This is a genomic window from Pseudomonas sp. PGPPP1, assembly GCF_002255865.1.
Classification (GTDB): Bacteria; Pseudomonadota; Gammaproteobacteria; order Pseudomonadales; family Pseudomonadaceae; genus Aquipseudomonas; species Aquipseudomonas cremoris.
The window spans coordinates 123,161-144,887 of record NZ_NKIG01000015.1 but is presented as its reverse complement, the minus strand read 5'-3'; the positions used below and the strand labels follow the sequence as shown (position 1 = coordinate 144,887).

General features: G+C 60.8%; 22 protein-coding genes. 15 read left to right on the top strand and 7 right to left on the bottom strand.

The features are described 5' to 3' along the window. Nucleotides 1–15 precede the first annotated feature (15 nt). The 3 genes from CFE47_RS17810 (at nucleotide 16) to cueR (ending at nucleotide 3,062) form a co-directional block, all read left to right on the top strand. On the top strand, nucleotides 16–396 hold the full coding sequence (locus CFE47_RS17810; RefSeq protein ID WP_032887115.1) for a hypothetical protein: 381 nt from the start codon (nucleotides 16–18) through the stop codon (nucleotides 394–396). 66 nt (nucleotides 397–462) lie between these two features. After that, nucleotides 463–2,664, top strand: coding sequence for a heavy metal translocating P-type ATPase (locus CFE47_RS17805; protein ID WP_181644395.1), 2,202 nt, complete (start codon nucleotides 463–465; stop codon nucleotides 2,662–2,664). Continuing rightward, nucleotides 2,661–3,062, top strand: a complete 402-nt coding sequence (cueR, locus tag CFE47_RS17800) for a Cu(I)-responsive transcriptional regulator (protein ID WP_181644396.1) — start codon at nucleotides 2,661–2,663, stop codon at nucleotides 3,060–3,062. The genes CFE47_RS17805 and cueR overlap by 4 nt, the downstream gene beginning before the upstream one ends. 141 nt (nucleotides 3,063–3,203) lie before the next feature. Here the strand turns inward: cueR and CFE47_RS17795 are convergent, their stop codons facing one another. After that, the gene (locus CFE47_RS17795) at nucleotides 3,204–4,103 is read right to left on the bottom strand and encodes a PA4780 family RIO1-like protein kinase (protein WP_032887119.1); all 900 of its coding nucleotides are present in this window, start codon (nucleotides 4,101–4,103) and stop codon (nucleotides 3,204–3,206) included. 134 nt (nucleotides 4,104–4,237) lie between these two features. Next, on the bottom strand, nucleotides 4,238–5,515 hold the full coding sequence (locus CFE47_RS17790) for an acetyl-CoA C-acetyltransferase (RefSeq protein WP_181644397.1): 1,278 nt from the start codon (nucleotides 5,513–5,515) through the stop codon (nucleotides 4,238–4,240). Nucleotides 5,516–5,619: 104 nt separating this feature from the next. Between CFE47_RS17790 and CFE47_RS17785 the strand changes: the two genes are divergently transcribed. The 4 genes from CFE47_RS17785 to CFE47_RS17770 all read left to right on the top strand — a co-directional run bounded on the left by CFE47_RS17785 (nucleotide 5,620) and on the right by CFE47_RS17770 (nucleotide 11,548). Further along, on the top strand, nucleotides 5,620–6,963 hold the full coding sequence (locus CFE47_RS17785; RefSeq protein ID WP_181644398.1) for a 3-oxoacyl-ACP reductase: 1,344 nt from the start codon (nucleotides 5,620–5,622) through the stop codon (nucleotides 6,961–6,963). 2 nt (nucleotides 6,964–6,965) lie between these two features. Then, nucleotides 6,966–7,814 carry a MaoC family dehydratase gene (locus CFE47_RS17780; protein ID WP_181644399.1) on the top strand — a complete coding sequence of 283 codons (849 nt, stop codon included), beginning with the start codon at nucleotides 6,966–6,968 and terminating at the stop codon, nucleotides 7,812–7,814. Between the two features lie 305 nt (nucleotides 7,815–8,119). Beyond that, complete coding sequence (locus CFE47_RS17775) at nucleotides 8,120–9,682, top strand: collagen-like triple helix repeat-containing protein (protein ID WP_286838962.1); 1,563 nt, start codon at nucleotides 8,120–8,122, stop codon at nucleotides 9,680–9,682. 183 nt (nucleotides 9,683–9,865) lie between these two features. Continuing rightward, a complete protein-coding gene (locus CFE47_RS17770; protein ID WP_181644401.1) occupies nucleotides 9,866–11,548 on the top strand; it encodes a ShlB/FhaC/HecB family hemolysin secretion/activation protein in 1,683 nt (560 codons plus the stop codon). A 125-nt stretch (nucleotides 11,549–11,673) separates the two neighbouring features. On the opposite strand, the gene CFE47_RS17765 is transcribed toward CFE47_RS17770, so the two are convergent. From CFE47_RS17765 to CFE47_RS17755, 3 genes are read right to left on the bottom strand one after another with little or no spacing between them, the layout of a single operon-like run. After that, complete coding sequence (locus tag CFE47_RS17765) at nucleotides 11,674–12,072, bottom strand: response regulator (protein ID WP_032887125.1); 399 nt, start codon at nucleotides 12,070–12,072, stop codon at nucleotides 11,674–11,676. 53 nt (nucleotides 12,073–12,125) lie between these two features. Beyond that, a complete protein-coding gene (locus tag CFE47_RS17760) occupies nucleotides 12,126–12,314 on the bottom strand; it encodes a hypothetical protein (RefSeq protein ID WP_032887127.1) in 189 nt (62 codons plus the stop codon). A gap of 26 nt (nucleotides 12,315–12,340) precedes the next feature. Then, on the bottom strand, nucleotides 12,341–12,532 hold the full coding sequence (locus CFE47_RS17755) for a Flp family type IVb pilin (RefSeq protein ID WP_032887128.1): 192 nt from the start codon (nucleotides 12,530–12,532) through the stop codon (nucleotides 12,341–12,343). Nucleotides 12,533–12,847: 315 nt separating this feature from the next. On the opposite strand from CFE47_RS17755, the gene cpaB reads away from it, so the two are divergent. Genes cpaB through CFE47_RS17715 form a run of 8 tightly spaced genes read left to right on the top strand, consistent with a single transcriptional unit; the run spans nucleotide 12,848 to nucleotide 20,287 of the window. After that, nucleotides 12,848–13,795, top strand: a complete 948-nt coding sequence (cpaB, locus tag CFE47_RS17750) for a Flp pilus assembly protein CpaB (RefSeq protein ID WP_122756797.1) — start codon at nucleotides 12,848–12,850, stop codon at nucleotides 13,793–13,795. A gap of 17 nt (nucleotides 13,796–13,812) precedes the next feature. After that, on the top strand, nucleotides 13,813–15,030 hold the full coding sequence (locus tag CFE47_RS17745) for a type II and III secretion system protein family protein (protein WP_095186493.1): 1,218 nt from the start codon (nucleotides 13,813–13,815) through the stop codon (nucleotides 15,028–15,030). Then, entirely contained in the window at nucleotides 15,027–16,217 is a 1,191-nt protein-coding gene (locus CFE47_RS17740) for a CpaE/TadZ family protein (RefSeq protein ID WP_032887131.1), read from the top strand. The genes CFE47_RS17745 and CFE47_RS17740 overlap by 4 nt, the downstream gene beginning before the upstream one ends. Beyond that, on the top strand, nucleotides 16,214–17,485 hold the full coding sequence (locus tag CFE47_RS17735; RefSeq protein WP_032887132.1) for a TadA family conjugal transfer-associated ATPase: 1,272 nt from the start codon (nucleotides 16,214–16,216) through the stop codon (nucleotides 17,483–17,485). Before CFE47_RS17740 ends, CFE47_RS17735 begins: the two co-directional genes overlap by 4 nt. Before the next feature lie 10 nt (nucleotides 17,486–17,495). Continuing rightward, nucleotides 17,496–18,380 carry a type II secretion system F family protein gene (locus tag CFE47_RS17730; RefSeq protein ID WP_032887133.1) on the top strand — a complete coding sequence of 295 codons (885 nt, stop codon included), beginning with the start codon at nucleotides 17,496–17,498 and terminating at the stop codon, nucleotides 18,378–18,380. 1 nt (nucleotide 18,381) lies between these two features. Further along, nucleotides 18,382–19,266: a type II secretion system F family protein gene (locus tag CFE47_RS17725; protein WP_032887134.1), complete on the top strand. Its 885-nt coding sequence runs from the start codon at nucleotides 18,382–18,384 to the stop codon at nucleotides 19,264–19,266. Between the two features lie 11 nt (nucleotides 19,267–19,277). Beyond that, nucleotides 19,278–20,018 (top strand): tetratricopeptide repeat protein, encoded by a 741-nt coding sequence (locus tag CFE47_RS17720; protein WP_032887135.1) that lies wholly within the window; start codon nucleotides 19,278–19,280, stop codon nucleotides 20,016–20,018. Further along, a complete protein-coding gene (locus CFE47_RS17715) occupies nucleotides 20,015–20,287 on the top strand; it encodes a DUF3613 domain-containing protein (RefSeq protein ID WP_032887136.1) in 273 nt (90 codons plus the stop codon). Before CFE47_RS17720 ends, CFE47_RS17715 begins: the two co-directional genes overlap by 4 nt. Here CFE47_RS17715 and CFE47_RS17710 read toward each other — a convergent pair. Both CFE47_RS17710 and CFE47_RS17705 read right to left on the bottom strand, forming a co-directional pair. Then, nucleotides 20,284–21,072: a response regulator transcription factor gene (locus tag CFE47_RS17710; RefSeq protein ID WP_032887159.1), complete on the bottom strand. Its 789-nt coding sequence runs from the start codon at nucleotides 21,070–21,072 to the stop codon at nucleotides 20,284–20,286. The genes CFE47_RS17715 and CFE47_RS17710 overlap by 4 nt on opposite strands. A gap of 116 nt (nucleotides 21,073–21,188) precedes the next feature. Then, nucleotides 21,189–21,674 carry a prepilin peptidase gene (locus CFE47_RS17705; protein ID WP_177434329.1) on the bottom strand — a complete coding sequence of 162 codons (486 nt, stop codon included), beginning with the start codon at nucleotides 21,672–21,674 and terminating at the stop codon, nucleotides 21,189–21,191. Nucleotides 21,675–21,727: the final 53 nt, after the last annotated feature.

Below are 21,727 nucleotides of genomic sequence, written 5' to 3'. Positions count from 1 at the left end.
CACGGAGCATTCGCCATGCGCTGGTCGTATTTTGCCCTTGCCGGCTTGATGAGTTTGTCTGCCGCTGCGCCCATGGCCAGTGCCGATCAAGACTATGCGGTGTTGATCATTTCCCGGGAACGCCTGGAAGTGCTGACCAATTGCGAGATCGGCCTGTACATCCAAGACCAGTTGGCCGGGCGCCTGTACCAGGAGCAGGCCACCTCGTTCAACCTGCCCGCCGGCAATGTGTCACTGCGCCTGAAGCTGCTGCCGGGCCAAGCTGCGGGCTGCCTGCCTGGCCTGCTCGCCCCGCCCGCGCAAAACATCACGCTCAAGGCCGGTGACGTACGCAAGTTACGGATCGCCCAGGGCCCGGATGGCATGTACCTCAAAGCGGCTGCATTGGATTACTGAAGGCGCTTGACCTTACCCACAGGTCAAGGTTGATGCTAGGGGCAACTTCTTCTGGAGGAATGCCCCATGAATGGATCCACCACCTTTGATCTGCCCATCAGCGGCATGACCTGCGCCAGCTGTGCCGGGCGTGTCGAGCGTGCGCTGGGCAAGGTGCCGGGGGTGCAAAGCGTCAGTGTCAACCTGGCCAACGAGCGCGCCCACGTCGAAGTGCAGGGCCAAATGGACCCCGCCGTGCTGATTGCGGCGGTCGACAAGGCCGGTTACAGCGCCAGCCTGCCTCAAAGCGAAATCGCCACCGATACCGATCAAGCCCAGCGCCTGCACCGCGAGCGTTGGTCGCTGCTGCTGGCCATTGCGCTGGCATTGCCGTTGGTGCTGCCGATGCTGGTGGAGCCCTTTGGCCTGCACTGGATGCTCCCCCCCTGGGTGCAGTTCGCCCTCGCCACGCCGGTGCAATTCATTTTCGGTGCGCGCTTCTACATAGCCGCCTGGAAAGCCGTACGCGCCGGCGCCGGTAATATGGACCTGCTGGTCGCCATCGGCACCAGCGCCGGTTACGGCCTGAGCATTTATGAATGGCTCACCGCACATGCGGGTATGGCACCGCACCTGTACTTCGAAGCTTCAGCGGTGGTAATTGCCTTGGTATTGCTGGGCAAATACCTGGAAAGCCGTGCTAAACGCCAGACTGCCAGCGCCATCCGTGCGCTGGAAGCCCTGCGCCCTGAACGTGCACTGCGTGTGCAGGATGGCCGTGAAGAAGACGTCGCCATCAGCGCGTTGAAGCTCGATGACCTGGTGTTGGTCAAACCCGGCGAGCGTTTCCCGGTGGACGGTGAAGTGATCGAAGGCCAAAGCCATGCCGACGAGGCGTTGATCAGCGGTGAAAGCCTGCCGGTGCCGAAACAACCCGGCGATAAAGTCACCGGCGGTGCCATCAACGGCGAAGGTCGTCTGCTGGTGCGCACCACCGCCCTTGGTGCCGAAAGTGTCCTGGCACGCATCATCCGCCTGGTGGAAGACGCCCAGGCCGCCAAGGCGCCGATTCAGAAACTGGTGGATAAAGTCAGCCAGGTCTTCGTCCCGACCGTGCTGGTACTGGCGGTGCTCACGCTGGTGGGATGGTGGCTGTACGGCGCGTCGCTGGAGACCGCGATTATCAACGCCGTGGCGGTGCTGGTGATCGCCTGCCCTTGCGCCCTTGGCCTGGCCACGCCGACTGCAATCATGGCCGGCACCGGTGTCGCCGCCCGCTACGGCATCTTGATCAAGGACGCCGAAGCGCTGGAGCGCGCCCACGCAGTGAGCGCCGTGGTCTTCGACAAGACGGGCACCCTCACCTCCGGCACGCCAAAAATCGCCCACTTGGTCGCGGTGGATGGCAATCAAGCCCTGCTGCTGCAACAGGCCGGCGCGCTGCAACGCGGCAGCGAACATCCCCTGGCAAAAGCCGTGTTGGATGCCTGCAGCGAACAAGGGCTGAAGGTGCCTGATGTAAGCGTCAGCCAATCCCTGACCGGGCGCGGCATTGCCGGCACCCTCGACGGTCGGCCACTGGCACTGGGCAATCGCCGTCTGCTGGAAGAAATCGGCTTGAGCGCGGGTGACTTGGCAGGTGTCGCCAGCGATTGGGAGTCCGAAGGCCGCACCCTGTCCTGGCTGATCGAACAGGGTCCACAACCGCGCGTACTCGGGTTGTTCGCCTTTGGCGACACCCTCAAACCCGGTGCGTTGGAAGCCGTTGAGCAACTCAAGGCCCAGCACATCAGCAGCCACTTGCTCACCGGCGACAACCGCGGCAGCGCCCGCGTGGTGGCGCACGCACTGGGCATCGAAGATGTTCACGCTGAAGTGCTGCCCGCCGATAAAGCCGCCACCGTCGCCGAGCTGAAAAAAACCGACGTGGTGGCGATGGTCGGCGACGGCATCAACGACGCCCCGGCCCTGGCGGCGGCCGATATCGGCATCGCCATGGGCGGAGGCACCGACGTGGCCATGCATGCTGCCGGTATCACCCTGATGCGCGGCGATCCACGCCTGGTGCCGGCCGCTCTGGAGATCAGCCGCAAGACCTACGCAAAAATCCGCCAGAACCTGTTCTGGGCGTTTGTGTATAACTTGATCGGTATTCCCCTGGCCGCATTCGGCCTGCTCAACCCGGTGCTGGCGGGCGCGGCTATGGCCTTGTCCAGCGTCAGCGTGGTGAGCAATGCACTGTTGTTGAAAACCTGGAAACCCACTGACCTGGAGGATCAACGCCCATGAACATCGGCCAAGCCGCACGCCAAAGCGGGCTGAGCGCCAAGATGATTCGCTACTACGAATCCATCGGCCTGCTCAAAGCCGCCCAACGCACCGACAGTGGCTACCGTGTGTACGGCCCGGACGACTTGCACACATTGGCGTTTATCAAACGCTCGCGGGATCTGGGGTTTTCATTGGAAGAGGTCGGCAAGCTGCTGACCCTGTGGCAGGACCGGCAACGGGCCAGCGCCGACGTGAAAGCCTTGGCGCGCCAGCATATCGAGGCGCTGAACCAGAAGATTCTGGAGCTGGGGCAGTTGCGGGATACGTTGCAAGATCTGGTTGAGCACTGCCAGGGCGATCATCGGCCGGATTGTCCGATTCTCAAGGAGTTGGCGTCGGGAAGCTGCTGCGCGTGAGGCTCTAACTGACTGACTACAAAACCAATGTGGGAGGGGGCTTGCTCCCGATGGCGGTGGGTCAGTCTCAATATCTGTAACTGACACACCGCTATTGGGAGCAAGCCTCCTCCCACATTTTGATCTTCATTTACCCGAAGATCATTGCATCCAAGGCGGCGGTGGCGGTTCTTCGGACGCTTTGCTCGGCGGAGCATCATCTGCCGCCCGAATCGCTTGCTTGCGCTCTTCATCCAGCCGCGCCGCTTCAATCTCGCGAATCACACCGCCCACATCCGCCAACTCTTCCGGCTCGTCGAACTCGCCGGTCAAGACGCTGGCCGGGTGCAAGGTACCGGCTTCGTACAGCGCCCACATTTCCTTGGCGTACTTGGTCTTCTTCAACTCCGGGGCAAAACGCCCGAAGTAGGAGGCCATGTTGCCCACATCCCGTTCCAGCATGTTGAACGCGTGGTTGTTGCCCGCCGCATCCACCGCCTGGGGCAGGTCAATAATCACCGGGCCCGTGGGGGTAAGCAGTACGTTGAACTCGGACAAGTCACCGTGTACCAGGCCGGTACACAGCATCAGCACGATCTGGGAAATCAGGAAGGCGTGGTATTCGCGCGCCTGGTCCGGCTCCAGTGTCACGTCATTCAGACGCGGCGCCGCATCGCCGTACTCGTCGGCCACCAGCTCCATCAACAGCACGCCTTCGAGGAAGTCGTAGGGCTTGGGCACGCGAACGCCCGCGCCGGCCAGGCGGAACAGTGCCGCCACTTCGGCGTTCTGCCAGGCATCTTCGGTTTCTTTCTTACCGAACTTGGAGCCCTTGGCCATGGCCCGGGCCTGACGGCTGTTACGGACCTTACGGCCTTCCTGGTATTCGGATGCCTGACGAAAACTTCGTTTGTTCGCCTCCTTGTAAACCTTGGCGCAACGCAATTCGTTGCCGCAGCGCACCACATAAACAGCTGCTTCTTTACCACTCATGAGAGGGCGCAGCACTTCGTCGACCAGACCGTCTTCGATCAGGGGTTCAATGCGTTTAGGAGTCTTCATCAGCTTTTATTGTGGGTCCTTTATTACCAAATACGCGTATGGCACTCGTTATACGGCAATCGGCTCGCCGGTGGGAGGGGCTACCGATCTTTGACCACTCAAGAATGCATCCTATATGCCAGTTTCGGCTGCAATCAACGCTCAATGATCGCCGTCACCCCTTGACCGCCCGCCGCGCAGATCGAAATCAGCCCTCGGCCCTTGCCCGCCGCATCCAGCAACTTAGCCAGGTTGGCGACGATACGCCCGCCGGTGGCGGCAAATGGGTGCCCGGCGGCCAGGGAGCTGCCCTTCACATTCAACCGGCTGCGGTCGATGGCGCCCAACGGCGCGTCCAGCCCCAGGCGGGTCTTGCAGTAATCCGCATCTTCCCAGGCTTTTAGCGTGCACAACACCTGGGCCGCGAATGCTTCATGGATCTCGTAATAATCGAAGTCCTGCAGCGTCAGGCCATTCCTCGCCAACAGACGCGGCACCGCATACACCGGAGCCATCAACAGGCCTTCGGCGCCGTTGACGAAATCCACCGCCGCCGCTTCGCCATCGCGCAGATACGCCAGGATCGGCAGCCCCCGCTCCTTCGCCCAAGCCTCACTGCCCAGCAGCACCAGGGATGCACCATCGGTGAGCGGTGTGGAGTTGCCAGCGGTGAGCGTGCCCTTTTCGCTGCGCTCGAAGGCGGGCTTGAGGGCGGCGAGTTTTTCCAGGGTCAGGTCGGGACGCAGGTTGTTGTCGCGGGTCAGGCCCAGAAACGGGGTGAGCAGATCGTTGTGCCAGCCTTCGGCATAGGCGGCCGCCATTTTCTGGTGGCTCTCCAGCGCAAGCTGGTCTTGCTCGGCCCGGGGGATCTGCCAGGTCTGCGCCATCAACTCACAGTGCTGGCCCATGGACAAACCGGTACGCGGCTCGCCATTGCGCGGCAGTTCTGGTTTGAGGTGATGGGGACGAAGTTGTAACAGGACTTTTAATTTATCCGCCATGGATTTGCTGCGGTTGGCTTGCAGCAGGATCTTGCGCAGCCCTTCATTCACCCCAATCGGTGCGTCTGACGTGGTGTCCACCCCGCCGGCGATGCCGCATTCGATCTGGCCCAAGGCAATCTTGTTGGCCACCAGCAATGCCGACTCCAGCCCGGTGCCGCAGGCTTGCTGGATGTCATAGGCTGGGGTCTGCGGTGACAGGCGCGAGCCCAGCACGCATTCGCGGGTCAGGTTGAAGTCGCGCGAATGCTTGAGCACCGCGCCGGCGGCCACCTCGCCCATGCGCAGGCCGTGCAGGTTGTAGCGTTCGATCAAGCCTTCCAAGGCGGCGGTCAGCATCGCCTGGTTGCTCGCCGTGGCGTAGGGGCCATTGGAACGGGCGAAAGGAATGCGGTTACCGCCAATGATCGCTACACGGCGCAATTGAGTCATGGAAAGCTCCCTCTGTCTGTTATGGGCTTGATCACTGAGCCTAGTCGAACGACTGCTACCCTGGGATGGTCAACCTTTGAACCCCAGCCTTCGGAGAGCGTTCCATGTCTGACCGTTATATCGACTTCGCCAACTCAAGCCTCGGCCATCGCCTGGTCGCCGCCCTTGGCCTGCCGTCACCGGTACGCCTGGAACGCTGGCAAGCCGGACGCCTACGCCCGGTAGACGGTGCACTGCTGCTGGGCGGTGGAGCCATGACAAGCAAGGTGCAGGCATTTGCCAACAAACTCACCGACGCGATTTATACCTACGGCGCCGAGTCATCGACGTGGATTCCCGGGCACGGCCCCAAGCTTAAGGCCGTGGTGTTCGATGCCAGCGAGCTGCAACACACCGACCAGCTCAAGCAACTGCGCGAGTTCTTCCAGCCCCTGCTGAAAAACCTCGATAACAGCGCCCACCTGGTGATCCTCGGCCGCGCCCCGGAAAGTCTCAGCGACCCGTTTGCCGCCAGCGCCCAGCGGGCCTTGGAAGGGTTCAGCCGCTCCTTGGCCAAGGAACTGCGCAACGGCGGAGTGTTGCAATTGCTCTACGTCGGCGAAGGTGCCGAAGACCAGCTGGAAGGCGCGCTGCGTTTCTTCCTCTCACCGAAAAGCGCCTACATTTCCGGCCAGGTGATTCGCCTGGAGGCTTGCGCCACGCCCGTTGAGGACTGGACCCGCCCACTGGCCGGGCGCAAGGCGCTGGTCACGGGTGCGGCGCGTGGCATCGGTGCGTCTATCGCTGAAACCCTGACCCGCGACGGCGCTGAGGTCATTCTCCTTGACGTCCCCCAGGCCAAGGCCGACCTCGAAGCCCTGGCGGCGCGCCTGGGTGCTCGCACGGTGGTGCTGGATATCTGCGCCGAAGACGCCGCCAGCCAGTTGATCGAACACCTGCCCGATGGCCTCGATATTCTGGTGCATAACGCCGGTATCACCCGTGACAAAACCCTTGCCAACATGACCCCGGAATATTGGGATGCGGTGCTCGCGGTCAATCTCAATGCACCGCAGGTATTGACCAAAGCGCTGCTCGACAGCGGCAGCCTGCACGACAACGCCCGCGTGGTGGTGCTGGCGTCCATCAGCGGCATCGCCGGTAACCGTGGGCAAACCAACTATGCCGCGAGTAAGGCGGGTTTGATCGGCCTGGTGCAGGCGTGGGCACCGTTGCTCAAGGAGCGCGGGATCAGCATCAATGCCGTGGCGCCAGGCTTTATCGAAACCCAGATGACCGCACACATCCCGTTCGCCCTGCGTGAAGCCGGGCGCCGCATGAGCTCCCTGGGCCAAGGCGGTTTGCCGCAGGACGTCGCCGAAGCTGTGGCCTGGCTGGGCCAGCCCGGTTCCGGCGCGGTCAGCGGGCAAGCATTGCGGGTGTGCGGGCAAAGTCTATTGGGAGCGTGAGCATGGAATGGCAGACCTTAGGCAATACCCCGTTTCTGCCGCCGTTGTATTGGCGAGCGGCGCTCAAGCGCAAGATTACCGGCAGCACACTGCCTGAACAGGGGCTGCGCTGCCGGGTCAGCGTCAACCCCAAGGACGTCGCGGCGTATCGCAAGGTATGCGGTTTTGCCGACAGCCCGATCCTACCGGCGACCTACCCACACATCCTGGCGTTTGGATTGCAAATGCAGTTGCTCACGGCCAAGGCATTTTCCTTCCCGTTGCTGGGGTTGATCCACCTGAGCAATTGCATTCGAATCCATCGCCCATTGGGCGGGGTAAACGAACTCTTCATAAGCGTGCACGCGCAAAACCTCCAACCTCACGCCAAGGGCGCAACCTTTGAGGTGGTAACCACCGTCGAAGATTCTCTCGGAGTGCTGTGGGAAGCCGAGAGCCGAATGCTCTGCCGAGGCGTAAAACTCGAAGGCGAAGCTGCCGATGACACCCAGCCCACACCTGCACACATCAGCGAACTGACCCGCTGGAAGGCCCCTTCGGATATCGGCCGTCGCTATGCGAGGGTCTCCGGCGACTACAACCCGATTCACCTGAGTGCCCCGACCGCCAAGTTGTTTGGCTTCCCCCAGGCCATCGCCCATGGACTGTGGAACAAGGCCCGCACACTGGCCGCACTCGGTGAGCACCTGCCCGCTGCCAATGTAGAAATCGAAGTGGTATTCAAAAAACCGGTGCGCCTGCCCAGCGAAGTGACGTTGCACAGCAGCACCGCCGGTTCCAGTGGCGAATTACTGTTGAAAGGCGCGGGGGATATTGAACATATGGTGGGGAAATGGCGGCCAATCGCATAACAAAACCTGCTTAATTGTATATATACGCCATAAGTAATAGCGGACTTGAAAAAGTCCGCTATTTGTTTATCTAAGCGACTGATTCAATAGATATATACATCTTGATACGCCCTCCCCTTATACCCTTACGACTAGTCATTAAGCACACACTTAACCCCCTCTATATAAATCGTTAATACCAAGTTGAACCTTGAGCGAACACGCACCCGGGTCTGTTATAGACCTACGGACAAACGCATCGCTATCCCAAGAAATAACGAGCGTTTGAAGACAACTAAGGTTGTACGGGTGCAAGGAATTCAATCATGAAAACTCAAGTAGTGTTTTGGAAAGCAAGTACCGCGTTGGCCCTGGCAATAGCAATGACACTCGGTGGCTGCAGCAGCGGTGGTGGCGGGCATCACAGTAGCGGCTCCTCCTCTTCGGATACTGCCGGAACCGGTGGAGGTACTGGCGGAGGTACCGGTGGCGGTACCGGTGGCGGTACTGGTGGCGGCACTGGTGGCGGCACTGGTGGAGGTACCGGTGGAGGCACTGGTGGAGGCACCGGTGGAGGCACCACCACGCCACTGGTCACCGCGACCGTCGTCGACACGCTGGGCAACACCGTGACCGGCGTGGGCGGCACCGTCAGCAGTCTCGGCACCACCCTCGGCAGCTTGCCGATTGTTGGCGCGACCACCCAAGGTCTGGTGGTGGCCACCGGCACTGCGGTCGGCAGCATCGGCAACGGCCTGTCGGATGGGCTCGGCTCGTTGGGCACTGACAGCAATGCACTGGGCAACACTCTCGACGGCGTAGGCCAAGGTGTTTCCGATCTGGGCGATGGCGTCAGCACCACCGGCGCTAACGTGCGCACGCTGCTGGGTAAAGTACCCGTGGTCAGCGCAACTGCGCCAGTGGTGGGCGGCGCGGTCGACAAAGTCGGCAACGTGGTGACCATGCTCGGCGATACCCTGAGCACCGCCAGCACCACCGGCCCGCTGGGCAATGTGACAAATGCCGTGGGCGCCCGAGTGCTGGTGCCGGTCGTCTCGCTGGTGGAAAAAACCACCGGCAAAGTTGGCAACGCAACGGGCCTGGACAGCCCGGTCGGCGGCCTGCTGGATAAAGTCGGCAGCACCGTCGATGGCCTCGGCGATAAAGTCGCCGGCGCTGGCGGCACCGGTAACCCTGTGACCGGCGCCGTGGGTAACCTGCTCAATGGCGTCGGCACCGTGGTCGGCACCGCAAGCGGCTATGTCGACCCAGCCACCGGCAACGGCGGCGGTAGCGGCAGTGGCGTCAAACTCGGTCTGCCGGAACTGATCGGTGGTGTCATCGCCGGCGCCGGCAACGGCCTCAACGCCGGCAATACCAATGGCGTGGTGAGCGCTGCTGGCGTCACCGGCGCCAGCGCCGGCGGCACGGTAGCATCTCTGGGCACCTTGCTGGGCGGCAGCGGCACTCCAAACACCGCCGCGGGCGCTCCGATCATGGCGGTGACCACCAACCTCGGCAGCGCACTTAACCCTGCCACCAGTGGCATCGCCAGCCTGACCCAAAACGTCGGCAACGCCACCGGCCTGGGCGCGCCAGTCAATGGCCTGGTGACTAACGTCGGCGGCGCCGTCAACAGCCTGGGCGGCAAAATCAGCGGCGCCAATGCCAACCCGGTCACCAACGCCCTGGGCGGCACCGTGAGCGCTGTCGGCGGCACCGTGGCGTCGGTGGGTGGCCTGGTCACCGGCGGTACCAGCGGCGGCGGGTTGCTCGGCGGCGGCTTGAACCTGGGCGGCAGCGCATCTGCCGGCGCCAGTGCCAGTGCCGGGGCCAGCACCAGCGGTGGCCTGGGGGGGTTGCTCGGTGGGCTCACCGGCAAAAAATAGAATTGCACCTGGCCGATTAGACGGCCTCACCTACAGCGCCTACGCTTGGTTGAGACGAGAGATCTAATAAATCTCTCGTCTTTTTTTAGGGCCACTGAACGGCCCCTGAAAAACACCCGAACCGCGCCTCCAGAGCCCGGCGGGCACCTGCAAAACGCTGCTGCTTTGACCATGGAGTGTCCTATGCGCGCTTTGACACCGTTGTTATTGCTCACCCTCAGTGCTTACGCCCACGCCGATACCCTGCCCAGCTTCCTCAATAGCAACGACACCATCCGCAACCTGCCGGTGCCCAATCTGCCCGCCGATGCCTACCGCCCGAACACCCCGCAAACGCAGCTGCCCACCCCTGCGGCGAGTGAGGCGCAACCGTTACTGATGGACACCAAGGTGACCATTCGCAAACTGCAGATCGACGGCGGCACGGTCTACCCGCTCAACGACGTTGCCCTGGCGTTCGAGCCCTTGATCGGCCACGAAACCAACCTGGCCCAATTGATCGAGGCGACACGCAGCATCACCCGGCGCTACCAGGCAGACGGCTACCTACTGTCCTATGCGTTCCTGCCGGAGCAACGCTTCGATGACGGCCTGGTGCACGTCATTCTGGTGGAGGGTTATATCCGCGATTACCAAGTACAAGGCGATATTGGCTCAGTGTCGTCCTACGTCGAAAAGCTCGCCGACAAACTCAAGGCCGAGCGCCCACTGACCCGTAAAACCTTCGAGCGCTACACCACACTCATGGGCGCGATCCCCGGCGTCACCTTGCAAGCGCAAGTGCCGCCACCTGGCACCACCGACGGCGGCACCCACATGCAGATCACTGCCAGCCGCAAGCCTTTCACCACCAGCATGAGCCTCAACCAGGCCAGTCGTGGCGGCACGCAAGCCTTGTTAACCGCCACCAGCAATTCCCAGACCGCCATGGGTGAACAACTGAGCGTGAGCGGCCTGTTCCCACCGGGCGACGACAAAGAACACTACTACCGCGCCGCCTACAGCCAATTCGTCAATGCCGAGGGCACCCAACTGGTGCTATCCGGTGAACGCTATCGCGCCGACCCCGGCACCAACCTGCAACTGGGCGGCGGCTTCGAACTCAAGCCCCATCAGGCAATCGACCGATTCTCCATTGGCCTGAGTCACCCGATGATCGCCTCGCCCACCGAGTCGTTGACCCTGGGCACGCGGTTCTATGGGGTCGACCAGAAAACCCGCTATCAACTGGTGGGATTCCCCCAGCGCTTTGACATCGAAACCAACCTGCGCGCCGTGGCGTTCGAAGGCGACTGGCGCAAGGCCGACGCCGACCAACTGCGCATCCTCAGCGCGGGGCTGTACCAAGGCATCGACGGCATGGGCGCCAAGACACGCAGCGACCTCGAAGGCCTCAAACCTGACTTGGACTTCTTCCGCCTGCGCCTGTCGGGCGTGCAAAGCAACAAGCTGTTCGGCAACGTTCAGGGCGTGCTGTCAGGAGCGCTCTATTGGAGTGACGACACCTTGCCCGACAGCGAGCGCGCCACCTTCGGCGGGCAGAACTTCGGTCGTGGCTACCCCGATGATCAAGGCTCGGGCGACAAGGGCTGGGGCATGGCCTATGAGGTCAACTACAGCTACAACCGTGCCGGCGAGTGGGTGAGAATCCTGCAACCCTACATCGTGTTCGACCGTGCCAAGACCTGGTTCAACGACCAGCCCATCAAAGGCAACAACCTGTCTTCAGCCGCCGTGGGCCTGCGCTTTGGCGACGCGAAGTATTACAACATCGCGCTCGAAGCGGCCAAGCCGATGTCGGACGAGGCCCTCGACAGCCTCAACCGCCAGCCGCGGTATACCTTGAGTTTCAGCTATCAACTCTGACACGGCCTACAGCGCTCAGTTTAGGCTGAGCGGGGTTCTGCGGCAGACGAGTTTGCTGTGGTAAGAGGGCTTGTTGTGGCGAGCGGGCTTGCTCGTGTTCGACTGCGCAGCAGTCCCCAAAAGCCCTACCGTTTGCTGAGAGGAAACAAGCTGTCCAACGTATCAATCAACCGCACCAGGTAAATCGGCTTGCGAAACAGATCCAGGACCTGCAGGCGCAGCATGTCGCTGACGTCATCCATTTCGGCATGACCGGACATCACAATCACCGGCAGGTGCGAGCGTGAGGTGTGTTCGCGCAGGCGCTTGATCAAGGAGATACCGCTTTCCTCGGGCATGCGCAGGTCGGTGATGACCAAGGCGATATCGGGGTGAAGTGTCAACTCTTGCAGGGCGAAGGTGACGGATGTTGCCGTGAAGCACACGAACCCCTCGTTTCCGAGGGATTCGGCGAGCTCGATCAGCGCGTCCTCTTCGTCGTCCACTAACAGGATTTGTTGCCGGGGGGACGACATGGGGCTCATGTAAGGATCCTGATACTAAACGTGCACTCAGGGTAGTCGTATCGCGCCATTGATCAAGTGGACAAGATACTGGCTTCGACCAACTTGAACAGCGCAGTGACTCTGTCGCTGATGGGCGTCATGAAGATACCGATCACAGCTGCACACATGGCAGCCACAATGGCGTACTCAATACCGGAAGCACCATCCCTGGCGCAGACCATCAGTTGAAGCTTTAAGAACACCTTGCCAATTGCTGACATGCGACTCTCCAACAAGGGTTAAAAGCTCAAGTGCCGATACCGGTCTGAATCGATGTAAAAATGGCTTTCACTTTAGTGCTGATGGGCGTCATGAACAGCCCGATCACCGCTGCACACATCGCCGCGACAATTGCATATTCGATACCGGAGGCCCCCTCTCTTCCGTAAGACAAAATCTGGATTTTGATAAACACCTTGCGAATGACGTCAAGGAACATTTGACTTCTCCTTTGCGCTCCGGGCGCTGATGTAGCTGGGCTACAGCATGATCTCGCTGTGCCATTAGAGCATTGTCGGCAAATCCACTCCCAACAACTGTAATAAGCGACTAATCACAAAGTAGTAGCCAAATCGATGACGCCTGAAGAACCTTATTTCCCACTAATGAAGAGAAATTTTCCAAGGAGTAATGGCATTTCGTCCTAGCTGAACTACCTTCAAATAGCGAAATAGTTAGACCTTGATAGTGAACTGATTGCGCAGTGCTGGATGGACCAGACAGCAGGTTCTGCAGTGGGAAAGGGAGAGCCTTTATGAGCAGTCGCATCAGTATGATTCTGGCCGGGTTGCTCTTGTTGGGAGCGCTGATTGCCGGTTATTGGGGCCTCGTGTTGAGCCGTCCGGAACCGGCGGCCGCCGTGGTTGCTCAGCCCGTTGCCAACCCCTCTTCAGTGGCCCCCGTCGAAGACCCGACACGTCAACCCGTGGTGGTACTGGCCCACGACGTGCCGCCCTTCGTCGCCCTCACCGCCGCCGACCTGACCCTGGAAAAACTGCGCACTGCACCGGCTGGCAGCCTCACCACGCTGGAGCAAGCCATCGGACGCACGCCTTGGCGCAGCCTGGAAGCCGGAACCTGGCTGACCGAACAAAGCTTCGAGGCTGGCGGAAGCCTCGCCCGGATGATCCGCTCTGACGAACGCGCGCTGGCCGTTGCCGTGGATGAAGTAACCGGCGCCGCTGGGCAATTGAACCCGGGTGATTATGTTGACGTGATGCTGTACCTGCGCCAGGAAAACGGTAACCCGCAACCCTCGGCGCAAACCGTAGTCCCCGCACTTCGCCTGCTTGGAGTGGGTGACCAACTCGGGCTGACCAATGACGGTAAACCCGGCTCCCCTGTAGCAACAACGGCCGAAGACAAAGCCAAGCAACAACAGAGCCGTGCCAGTGCGCGCACCGTGTTGCTGGCCGTTCCAGAACAACTGATGAGTCGGTTGGTGCTTGCCACGCAAGCCGGTGCAATGCGCCTGGCCCTGCGCAGCGCTGACGAACAACGCTTGAGCCAATACTGGTCGGGCACCAATGAATCAGCGGCAAACCTCGACAACGCCAAGCGCGACCTCTACCAGTTCAATCAGTTGGCCTTTACTGCACCACCCACCAGCAACTTCAGCCCATCGGCCACCACCAGCGCTCCACGTCGCTCGGGTGTCGAGGTGATACGCGGCAACCAGGTTACTCAACAAACGCCCAGATAGCGCTAAGGATGCCTTGAATGAGCAGTCGTTCCCTGAGGTTTTTTTCACGAGCGTTCTGGGCCCTCGTCACCCTGACGCTGCCCATCGCGCTCGCACAGGCAGCACCGGGCAACTGCGCCAGCCTGGGCAAGCTTCCTGCGACGCTCGAAGTCGGTGAAGGCATGCAACAAGCCATGCAATCCCCGGTTGCCATTACCCGCCTGGCGGTCGGCGACCCCAAAATCGCCGACGTTCAAGTCAACGGCAACCAGGCGTTCCTGCTGACTGGCATCTCCCAAGGCGCCACCAGCCTTATGATCTGGACCGCGTGCTCTAACACCCCACGCCAGAGCATGGTGTTCGTCAAAGGCAAAGCCACTTCAGCGTTAACCAGCTTGTCGCTGTCCCCCTCGGACGACCCCTTGCTGCCGAGCCAGGTACAGACCGATATCCGCTTCGTCGAAGTCAGTCGCACCAAGCTCAAGGAGGCAAGCACCTCGATCCTGGGGATTGGCAAAAACTTCCTGATCGGCAGCCCCAACCTCGCGGTGCCCAGCGCTAACACCTTGGCTCTGCCGGTGAGCGCCTCCAACTTCAATATCGGCTTCGGCGGCGGGCGCGTGTCGGCGATGATCAATGCCTTGGAAAGCAGCGGTTTTGCCTACACCTTGGCGCGACCCAGCCTGGTCGCCCTGAGCGGGCAAAGCGCAACGTTCCTGGCCGGGGGCGAAGTGCCTGTTCCGGTGCCCAGCGCCGGCAGCGACACCATCTCCATCGAGTACAAGGAGTTTGGTATTCGGTTGACCCTGACCCCCACCGTGGTCGATCGAAACCGCATCACCCTCAAGGTCGCACCGGAGGTCAGCGAACTGGACTACAGCAACGCCGTGCAGATCCAGGGCATTCAGGTACCCGCACTCACTGTGCGTCGCACCGACACCAGCGTGTCCCTGGCCGATGGCGAAAGCTTCGTCATCAGTGGCCTGATCAGTACCAACAACCGTTCCACCATCAACAAATTTCCCGGCCTGGGCGACATCCCGATCCTGGGTGCGTTCTTCCGCGATTCCAACATCAGCCGCGAGGAAAAAGAGTTGCTGATGATCGTCACCCCCCACCTCGTACAACCCCTGGCGGCCGATGCGCAGTTGCCGTCCCTGCCCGGCGAAAAGCTGCGCAGCTACGACCCAAATTGGTACCGCCTGTTTTTCCTTGAAAATGGCAACTTCGACCGTCGCACGGGGCTGTCCCAATGAGCGAAAGCCTGAGCCAAACGTTTCTGGCAATAACGCGTAACAGCACCGATCTGGAGTGGCTTCAGGGCGCGCTTGCACCGTTGGGCCAAGTGGTCAGTGCCGGCGGCGGCAGTCTGGACGAACTGCTGGCACTGGTCGACGTGACCTTCGCCAACCTGGTCTTCATCGGCCTGGACCGTGAAAACGTCACCACGCAATGTGCCCTGATTGAAGGGGCACTGGAGGCCAAACCCATGTTGGCCATCGTCGCGCTGGGCGACGGCATGGACAATCAACTCGTACTCAATGCCATGCGGGCCGGCGCCCGCGACTTTGTCGCCTATGGCTCGCGTTCCAGTGAAGTGGCCGGCCTGGTTCGACGCCTGAGCAAGCGCCTGCCGACGGTCAGCCACACCACTCACCTGGGTGGCCTGACGGTGCTCTATGGCACCCAGTGCGGTACCGACGGCGCGTTACTGGCCACCCACCTGGCGCAAGTGGTGCAAAAAAGCGGGCAGCAAACCCTGGTACTGGATTTGGGACTGCCTCGGGGCGACAGCCTGGCGCTGTTGGGCCTGGAAAGCTCGTTTCACTTCGGTGATGCCCTGCGCCACTTACGACGCCTGGATGCCACCTTGATCAACAGCGCCTTTACCTCGGCCGAGGCTGGTCTGCGCATTCTGGCCTACACCGACGGCGACGAATCGCTGGAGCAAACCAGCGCTGCCGAGCTGTACATGCTGCTCAGCGCCCTGCGCCAACACTTCCAGCACATTGTCGTCAACCTAACCGGCCAGCCGGACAGCGAAGCGCTGCGCACCTTCGTCAGCCATTGCGACAAGTTGCTGTGGTGCACCGATCAAAGCGTGCTCGACTGCCGACGCAACCTGGCGGTGCTCAATCGATGGCGTGAAAAAGGCATGAAACTGGAGCACGGCCGTCTGCTGGTCGACCGCTACATCAAAGGCGCCGCACCGGAGGCCGAAGCGCTGGGCAAGACCTTCGGCCTGGAAGTGATTGCCGTGCTGCCCCTGAGCGCGGAAATCCGCCTGAATGCCAAAAATCAGGGCCAGACCTTATTCGCCTTATCGCCCCGCGAGCCGCTCACCCAAGGCCTGCGCACCCTTGGCGAGCGCCTGGCCAAACGCTCCGAAGGCCTTGAGAAACCACCGGCCAACTGGCTTACCCGTCTCTGGAGTACGAAATGAGCAGCGATAAACTGTTCGGTTCGCCCTTACGCGGCACCGTCGACAACACCGATCACGACGGCCTCAAACTGGTCCTGCACCGCTACATCATCGATGCCATAGAGGAGTCGGGGAAAAACCTGTTGGAAGGCACGCGCCAATCTTTGGCGCAATTTGTGATGGATAAAGTCGCCGAGTACATCACCCGCATGCACCTGGCGATCTCCCGCTATGAAATGGAGCGCCTGGCAGAAGAAATCGTCGACGAACTCACCGGTTTCGGGCCGCTTGAGGTGCTGCTGCGCGATACATCCGTCACTGAAATCCTGGTCAACGGCCCGCACCGAGTGTTCGTCGAACGCGACGGCCTGCTGCACCAAAGCGACCTGCGTTTCATCGACGACCACCATGTGGAGCGGGTCATGCAACGCATCCTCGCACCCTTGGGGCGACGACTGGATGAGTCGTCACCCATGGTCGATGCGCGGTTGCCGGACGGGAGTCGGGTCAATGCGATCATTCCTCCGATTGCCCTGGACGGCCCCTGCCTGTCGATCCGAAAGTTTCGCAAGGACATGCTCAAAAGCAGCGACCTGATGGCCATGCAGACCATCGATCAACTGATTTTCGAGTTCTTCCAAGAGGCCGTGGGCAAGCGCTGCAACATCTTGATCAGCGGCGGTACCGGCACCGGTAAAACCACGCTGCTGAACATTCTGAGCCAACTGATCAACCCCCATGAGCGGCTCGTCACCATCGAAGATGTGGCCGAACTGCAACTGGGCCACCCCCACGTAGTACGCCTGGAAACCCGCCCGCCGAATGCCGAAGGGCACGGCGAAGTGAAGGCCAGCGACCTGATTCGCAACGCCCTGCGGATGCGCCCGGACCGCATCATTCTGGGGGAGATTCGTGGCGTGGAAGTGCTCGATGTACTCACGGCGATGAACACCGGCCACGACGGGTCGATGAGCACCGTGCACGCCAACAACGCACAGGATGCGCTGCTGCGCCTGGAGACGCTGGTTGGACTCACCGGCCGCGTGGTCGCGGAGAAAACCCTGCGCCAGATGATCTGCGCGGCACTGGATGTGGTGATCCAACTGACGCGTTTGCCCGACGGTCGCCGTTGCGTCAGTGAAGTGGTGGAAGTCGTGGGCGTGCGTGATGACGTGTACGTCACCAACACGCTGTTCCGGCATGACAAGCGCACCGGCTTCGGTTTCCTGCGCGAAGCCATCAACCCCGCCGGCGACAAACTGCGCCGCGAAATCCCGCTGCCGTTGTAGGAGCCGCCTGATGATCGGTCCGATCCTGCTCGCATTGATCTCTCTGGGCATGCTGTTGCTGGCGACGCACATGATGCGCAGTGGCTTGCGCCAGGCACAGGCCGAGCGTGTGATGGAGCGACTGGGCCAGGGCCAACCTAAGGCAGTGAATGACAAGGCCGTCGTGACCAGCCTTGAACGTATGTTCATTCGTGCCGGTCTGGGCAAGCCCACCGAACGCCTGGGGCTATGGCTCATGCTTTGGGGCTTTGGCGTGGCGCTCGGTTTCCTGGCTGCCGAATGGCTGGGCTTGCTGACGATGGTCGTACTGCCGCCACTGATCCTGCGGTTCTACCTGGCCCTGCGCTATCAACGCCGTTTGCGTCGGATGATTGAGCAGTTGCCTCAGTTGCTGGATCACGCCGTACGCAGCCTCAAATCCGGCCGCACGCTGGCGGACGCCGTGCTGGGTGGCATTGAAGCCAGTGATGACCCGCTGAAGAAGTCCATGGGACGCATCAAGCGCAATGTCATCCTCGGGGTCAGCCTGCCGGATGCGGTGCACGACTTTGCCGAGTTTTACGAACAGGATGAGCTGCGCCTCTTTGCCCTGGGGTTGAAGGTCAATCATCGCTATGGCGGCAACGCCAGCGAGTTGCTGGAAAACCTGATCAAAATGATCCGCGAACGGGACCAGGGCGCTCGCCAACTCAGGGCGATGACGGGGGAGACTCGCGTGACCGCCGTGGTGCTGGCGTTGCTGCCGATCAGCGTGGCCGGTTACTTCCTGGTGACCAACCCAACGTATCTGGTGGGTATGTGGGCCGATGACAGCGGCAGGTGGATGTTGATTGGTGCCTTCGCCATGCAGGTCTTCGGTTGCATCGCCCTGTGGCGCATGCTGAGGAGCGTCTGACATGGCCATGTTGATCAGCGCAGTATTGTTTTTCGCGGCGACGTTACTGCTGGTCGGTAACGTCCTCGCTCACCGTCGTCAACAGCGCGTGGTCACCTCGCGGCTGCAGGGCGAGACCGAGCGTGAAGACAAGATAGGCCGATGGTTGCGCACGCTGGGCAACACCCGGATTGGCCAACGCACCATCAGCCTCGACAACGAAACCCAAACCCTGCTCAACCGTATTGGCTGGCGCAAGGCCGGGCAGCGCTCGATGTTCGCCGCCTGCCAAGTGGGCGCGCCACTGGTACTGCTGGGCCTGACGCTGCTGATACAAAGCGTGTTTTTCCCTGATGCGGACCCCGTTTGGCTAGCGCCCTTCCTCGGGCTGGCCACCGGTTACCTGCTGCCCAAGCGCGTGCTCGCGTCGCTGGCCAAACGGCGCCAGGAGCAGATCACCCAGGAAATCTCGACCTTCATTCCGCTGCTGCGCATCCTGTTTGAATCCGGCATGGCCGTTGAGCAAACCTTGCGCGTGATGTCCCAAGAAGCGCAAAAGCTGCTGCCGGTACTCACTTCGGAATTGCGCATTGTGCTGGCCAGGGTGGACTCGGGCCTGGAGCTTGGCGAAGAGTTGAACAAAACCAGCCTGATGCTGAGCGTCGATGAGTTCAGCGACACCTGCACGATTCTGCAACAGCTGCTGCATCAGGGCGGCGGCGCCATGAAGTCGCTGCAGGCACTCAAGCAACTGCTGGACGACCGGCGCCTGACGCGCATGCAGGAATACATTTCCAAGATGTCGGCCAAGATGTCCGTGGTCATGATGGTCTTTCTGTTTCCGGCGTTACTGATCGTACTGGCCGGTCCCGGCTTTATCGCCATCTCGAAGGCCATGGGGCCTTGAAAGGACAACCGATGAAAACACTGATTGCCGCGTGCAGTTTGTTGCTCATGAGCGGCTGCGCGAACCTGGGCCAGACGCCTTGGTCCGGGTTCGCCGCTAACGGCAGTTGCTCCAAGCCCAGCGCCGACCAGGAGCTTTCGCTGAACCTCGCCGACGACATGGCCAACGACGGCAAGCTGCACGCCAGCCTGGCCAATCTGCAAAATCTGCCGGACTCCTTGCCTCAAGTACGCTTGCGCAAAGCAAAGGTCTACCGGCTGTTAGGGCGCAACGACGCAGAGCCGTTGTACAAAACTCTGCTGGGTACATGCTTGTCGGCTGAAGGCGAACATGGACTCGGGCAACTCGCCGTCGCCAAGGGCGACAACGGTAAAGCCCTGGCCCATTTGCAACGGGCCGCCCAGCTCTCGCCTACCGATGAAAAAATCCGCAATGACTTAGGAGTGGTCTACCTCAACCAACTGCGTATGGACGATGCACGTTTCGAGTTCCTCACCGCCATGGAGCTCAACCAGAGCAATCAGTTGGCCGCCATTAACCTGGTCACCCTGCTGATCTACCAGGACAACTGGGGGCAGGCCGCGCAAGTGGTCAGTCGCATGGGGTTGAGCCCCGTTCAAGTCAGCCAGGCCCAGGCCCGGGCGCAGCAACTCAAGCGTTCGCCTGCGTCGCCCGCCAAGGATCAAATAGCGGCGGTCAGAGATGCCTTGCAGGCGCCTATCAAGTCAGTCAATCAGGGAGAATCCAGATGAAACTCGCATTGCTCGCCAACCTGCTGCTGGCAACGCTGCCACTGACCGCCATGGCCATTGAGCCCGGCCCGTCTTCGCCTCAACAGAAACAGACCGAAGGCTGGCTACAGCTGCAGGTCAGCGGCCAACTGGCGTCGTCCAAGCCGCAGAAGGCGACCCCCGCTGAACGCGAGGGCGCCATGCTGCGCCTGATAGAGAGCTACAAGCACCCTATTCCTGAGTACTACGATCAGAAACAAGGCGGTACCTCGCCGAGCGGTAGCAACTAGTGGGCGGTCACCCGCTGGCGTATCGCCGAATTGCTCGGTGACAGCGCCAGCGCCAACTGCGTGCGGTTATGCATATGGGTGAGGCGCAACACCTGGGAAACGTAGAGCTTCACCGTGTTTTCAGTGATGCCCAGCTCACAGGCAATCTGGTAGTTGGTCTGCCCCTTGCCCACCAGCCGTGCAACGTCCAATTGACGCGGTGACAGCTGTTTGAAAATAACCGGCATCTCCACATCAAGTGCTTCACCCTCCCCCTGCGCCTCGGTGGCGCTGATGGAGGATTGAGGGTTGCTACGCACCTTGTCGAGATCGTGATAAAGGTCATCGATGGACGCCGACAGGTATTGCAGCTTCTGGTTCAGGTGCCCCAGCTCAAGGCTTTTATGCCGTTCCTGCAGCACCGCCTCCTGACGTTGCAACCCTTCGAGCAACTCGGGGAGATTGATCGGTTTTTGATAATAGTCCGCGATTCCTGCGCGCAGGGCCTTGATGACATCTTGTTTGTCGGCGCGCCCCGTCAGCATGATGGATTCAAAGGCACGCTGTTTACCGGCCAAACGCTGCAACGCCTGCACCAACTCGATACCGTCCATTTCCGGCATATGCAGGTCGCACAGCACCAGGCCGATGTCAGCGTCTTCGCTGAAACGTTTTACAGCCTGGAGGCTGGAATGGCATGGGATGCAGCGATAGCCGCTGCTTTCGAGGTATTCGCACAGCTCTTCCACGATCAAAGGTTGATCATCGACAACGAGCACTTTCACTAGAGAGGTAAGCTTGTTCACGCGCGACTCCATGCCTGGGCAAGCCAAAGACCAACCGTTCCATTCCAACCGCTTATTTTCCGTACAACTCACCCTTAAACGTAGACGTACTTTCTTACTATGTACATAGCACTAGGCTACGTCACGACTAATGGGATCCAAGCCCAAGCGAGTACAAATCCGACGAATAAAAAGGGCGCAAATGGCTGTTTGTTTGACGCCTGCGGCTCAAGGTGACAAAGAGCGCTTCTAACTCCTTGATTCATCAGCGGCCACATCCTGGGCGCCACCAACAACCACGCAACGCTCGCCAGCCCTGCGCCGACAAACGTGCCGAGCAAGTACTGGCTGTTGGTTGCCAACGCCAACGCCGCCAATAACTTCACATCCGCCGCGCCCAGCCGACCTAAGGCATAACCGGGCAAGGTAAACAGCAGCGCCAGGGTAAACGCCCATCCGCCCTCGGCAGCGGATGCCCCTAGCCAGGTGGACCCGCTCCAGAGCAAATAAACCAACGCCAGCAGCAGCCCACCCCACGTCAGGCGGTTGGCGATCTGGCGTTGACGGATATCTTGCACGGCGCATAACGCCAGCCAAACAAACAGCAACAGGCTATGAATCACGTAAAAAAAATCCCTTTTCGCTGAATGATTCTATGCTGATATCAGGTAGTGGT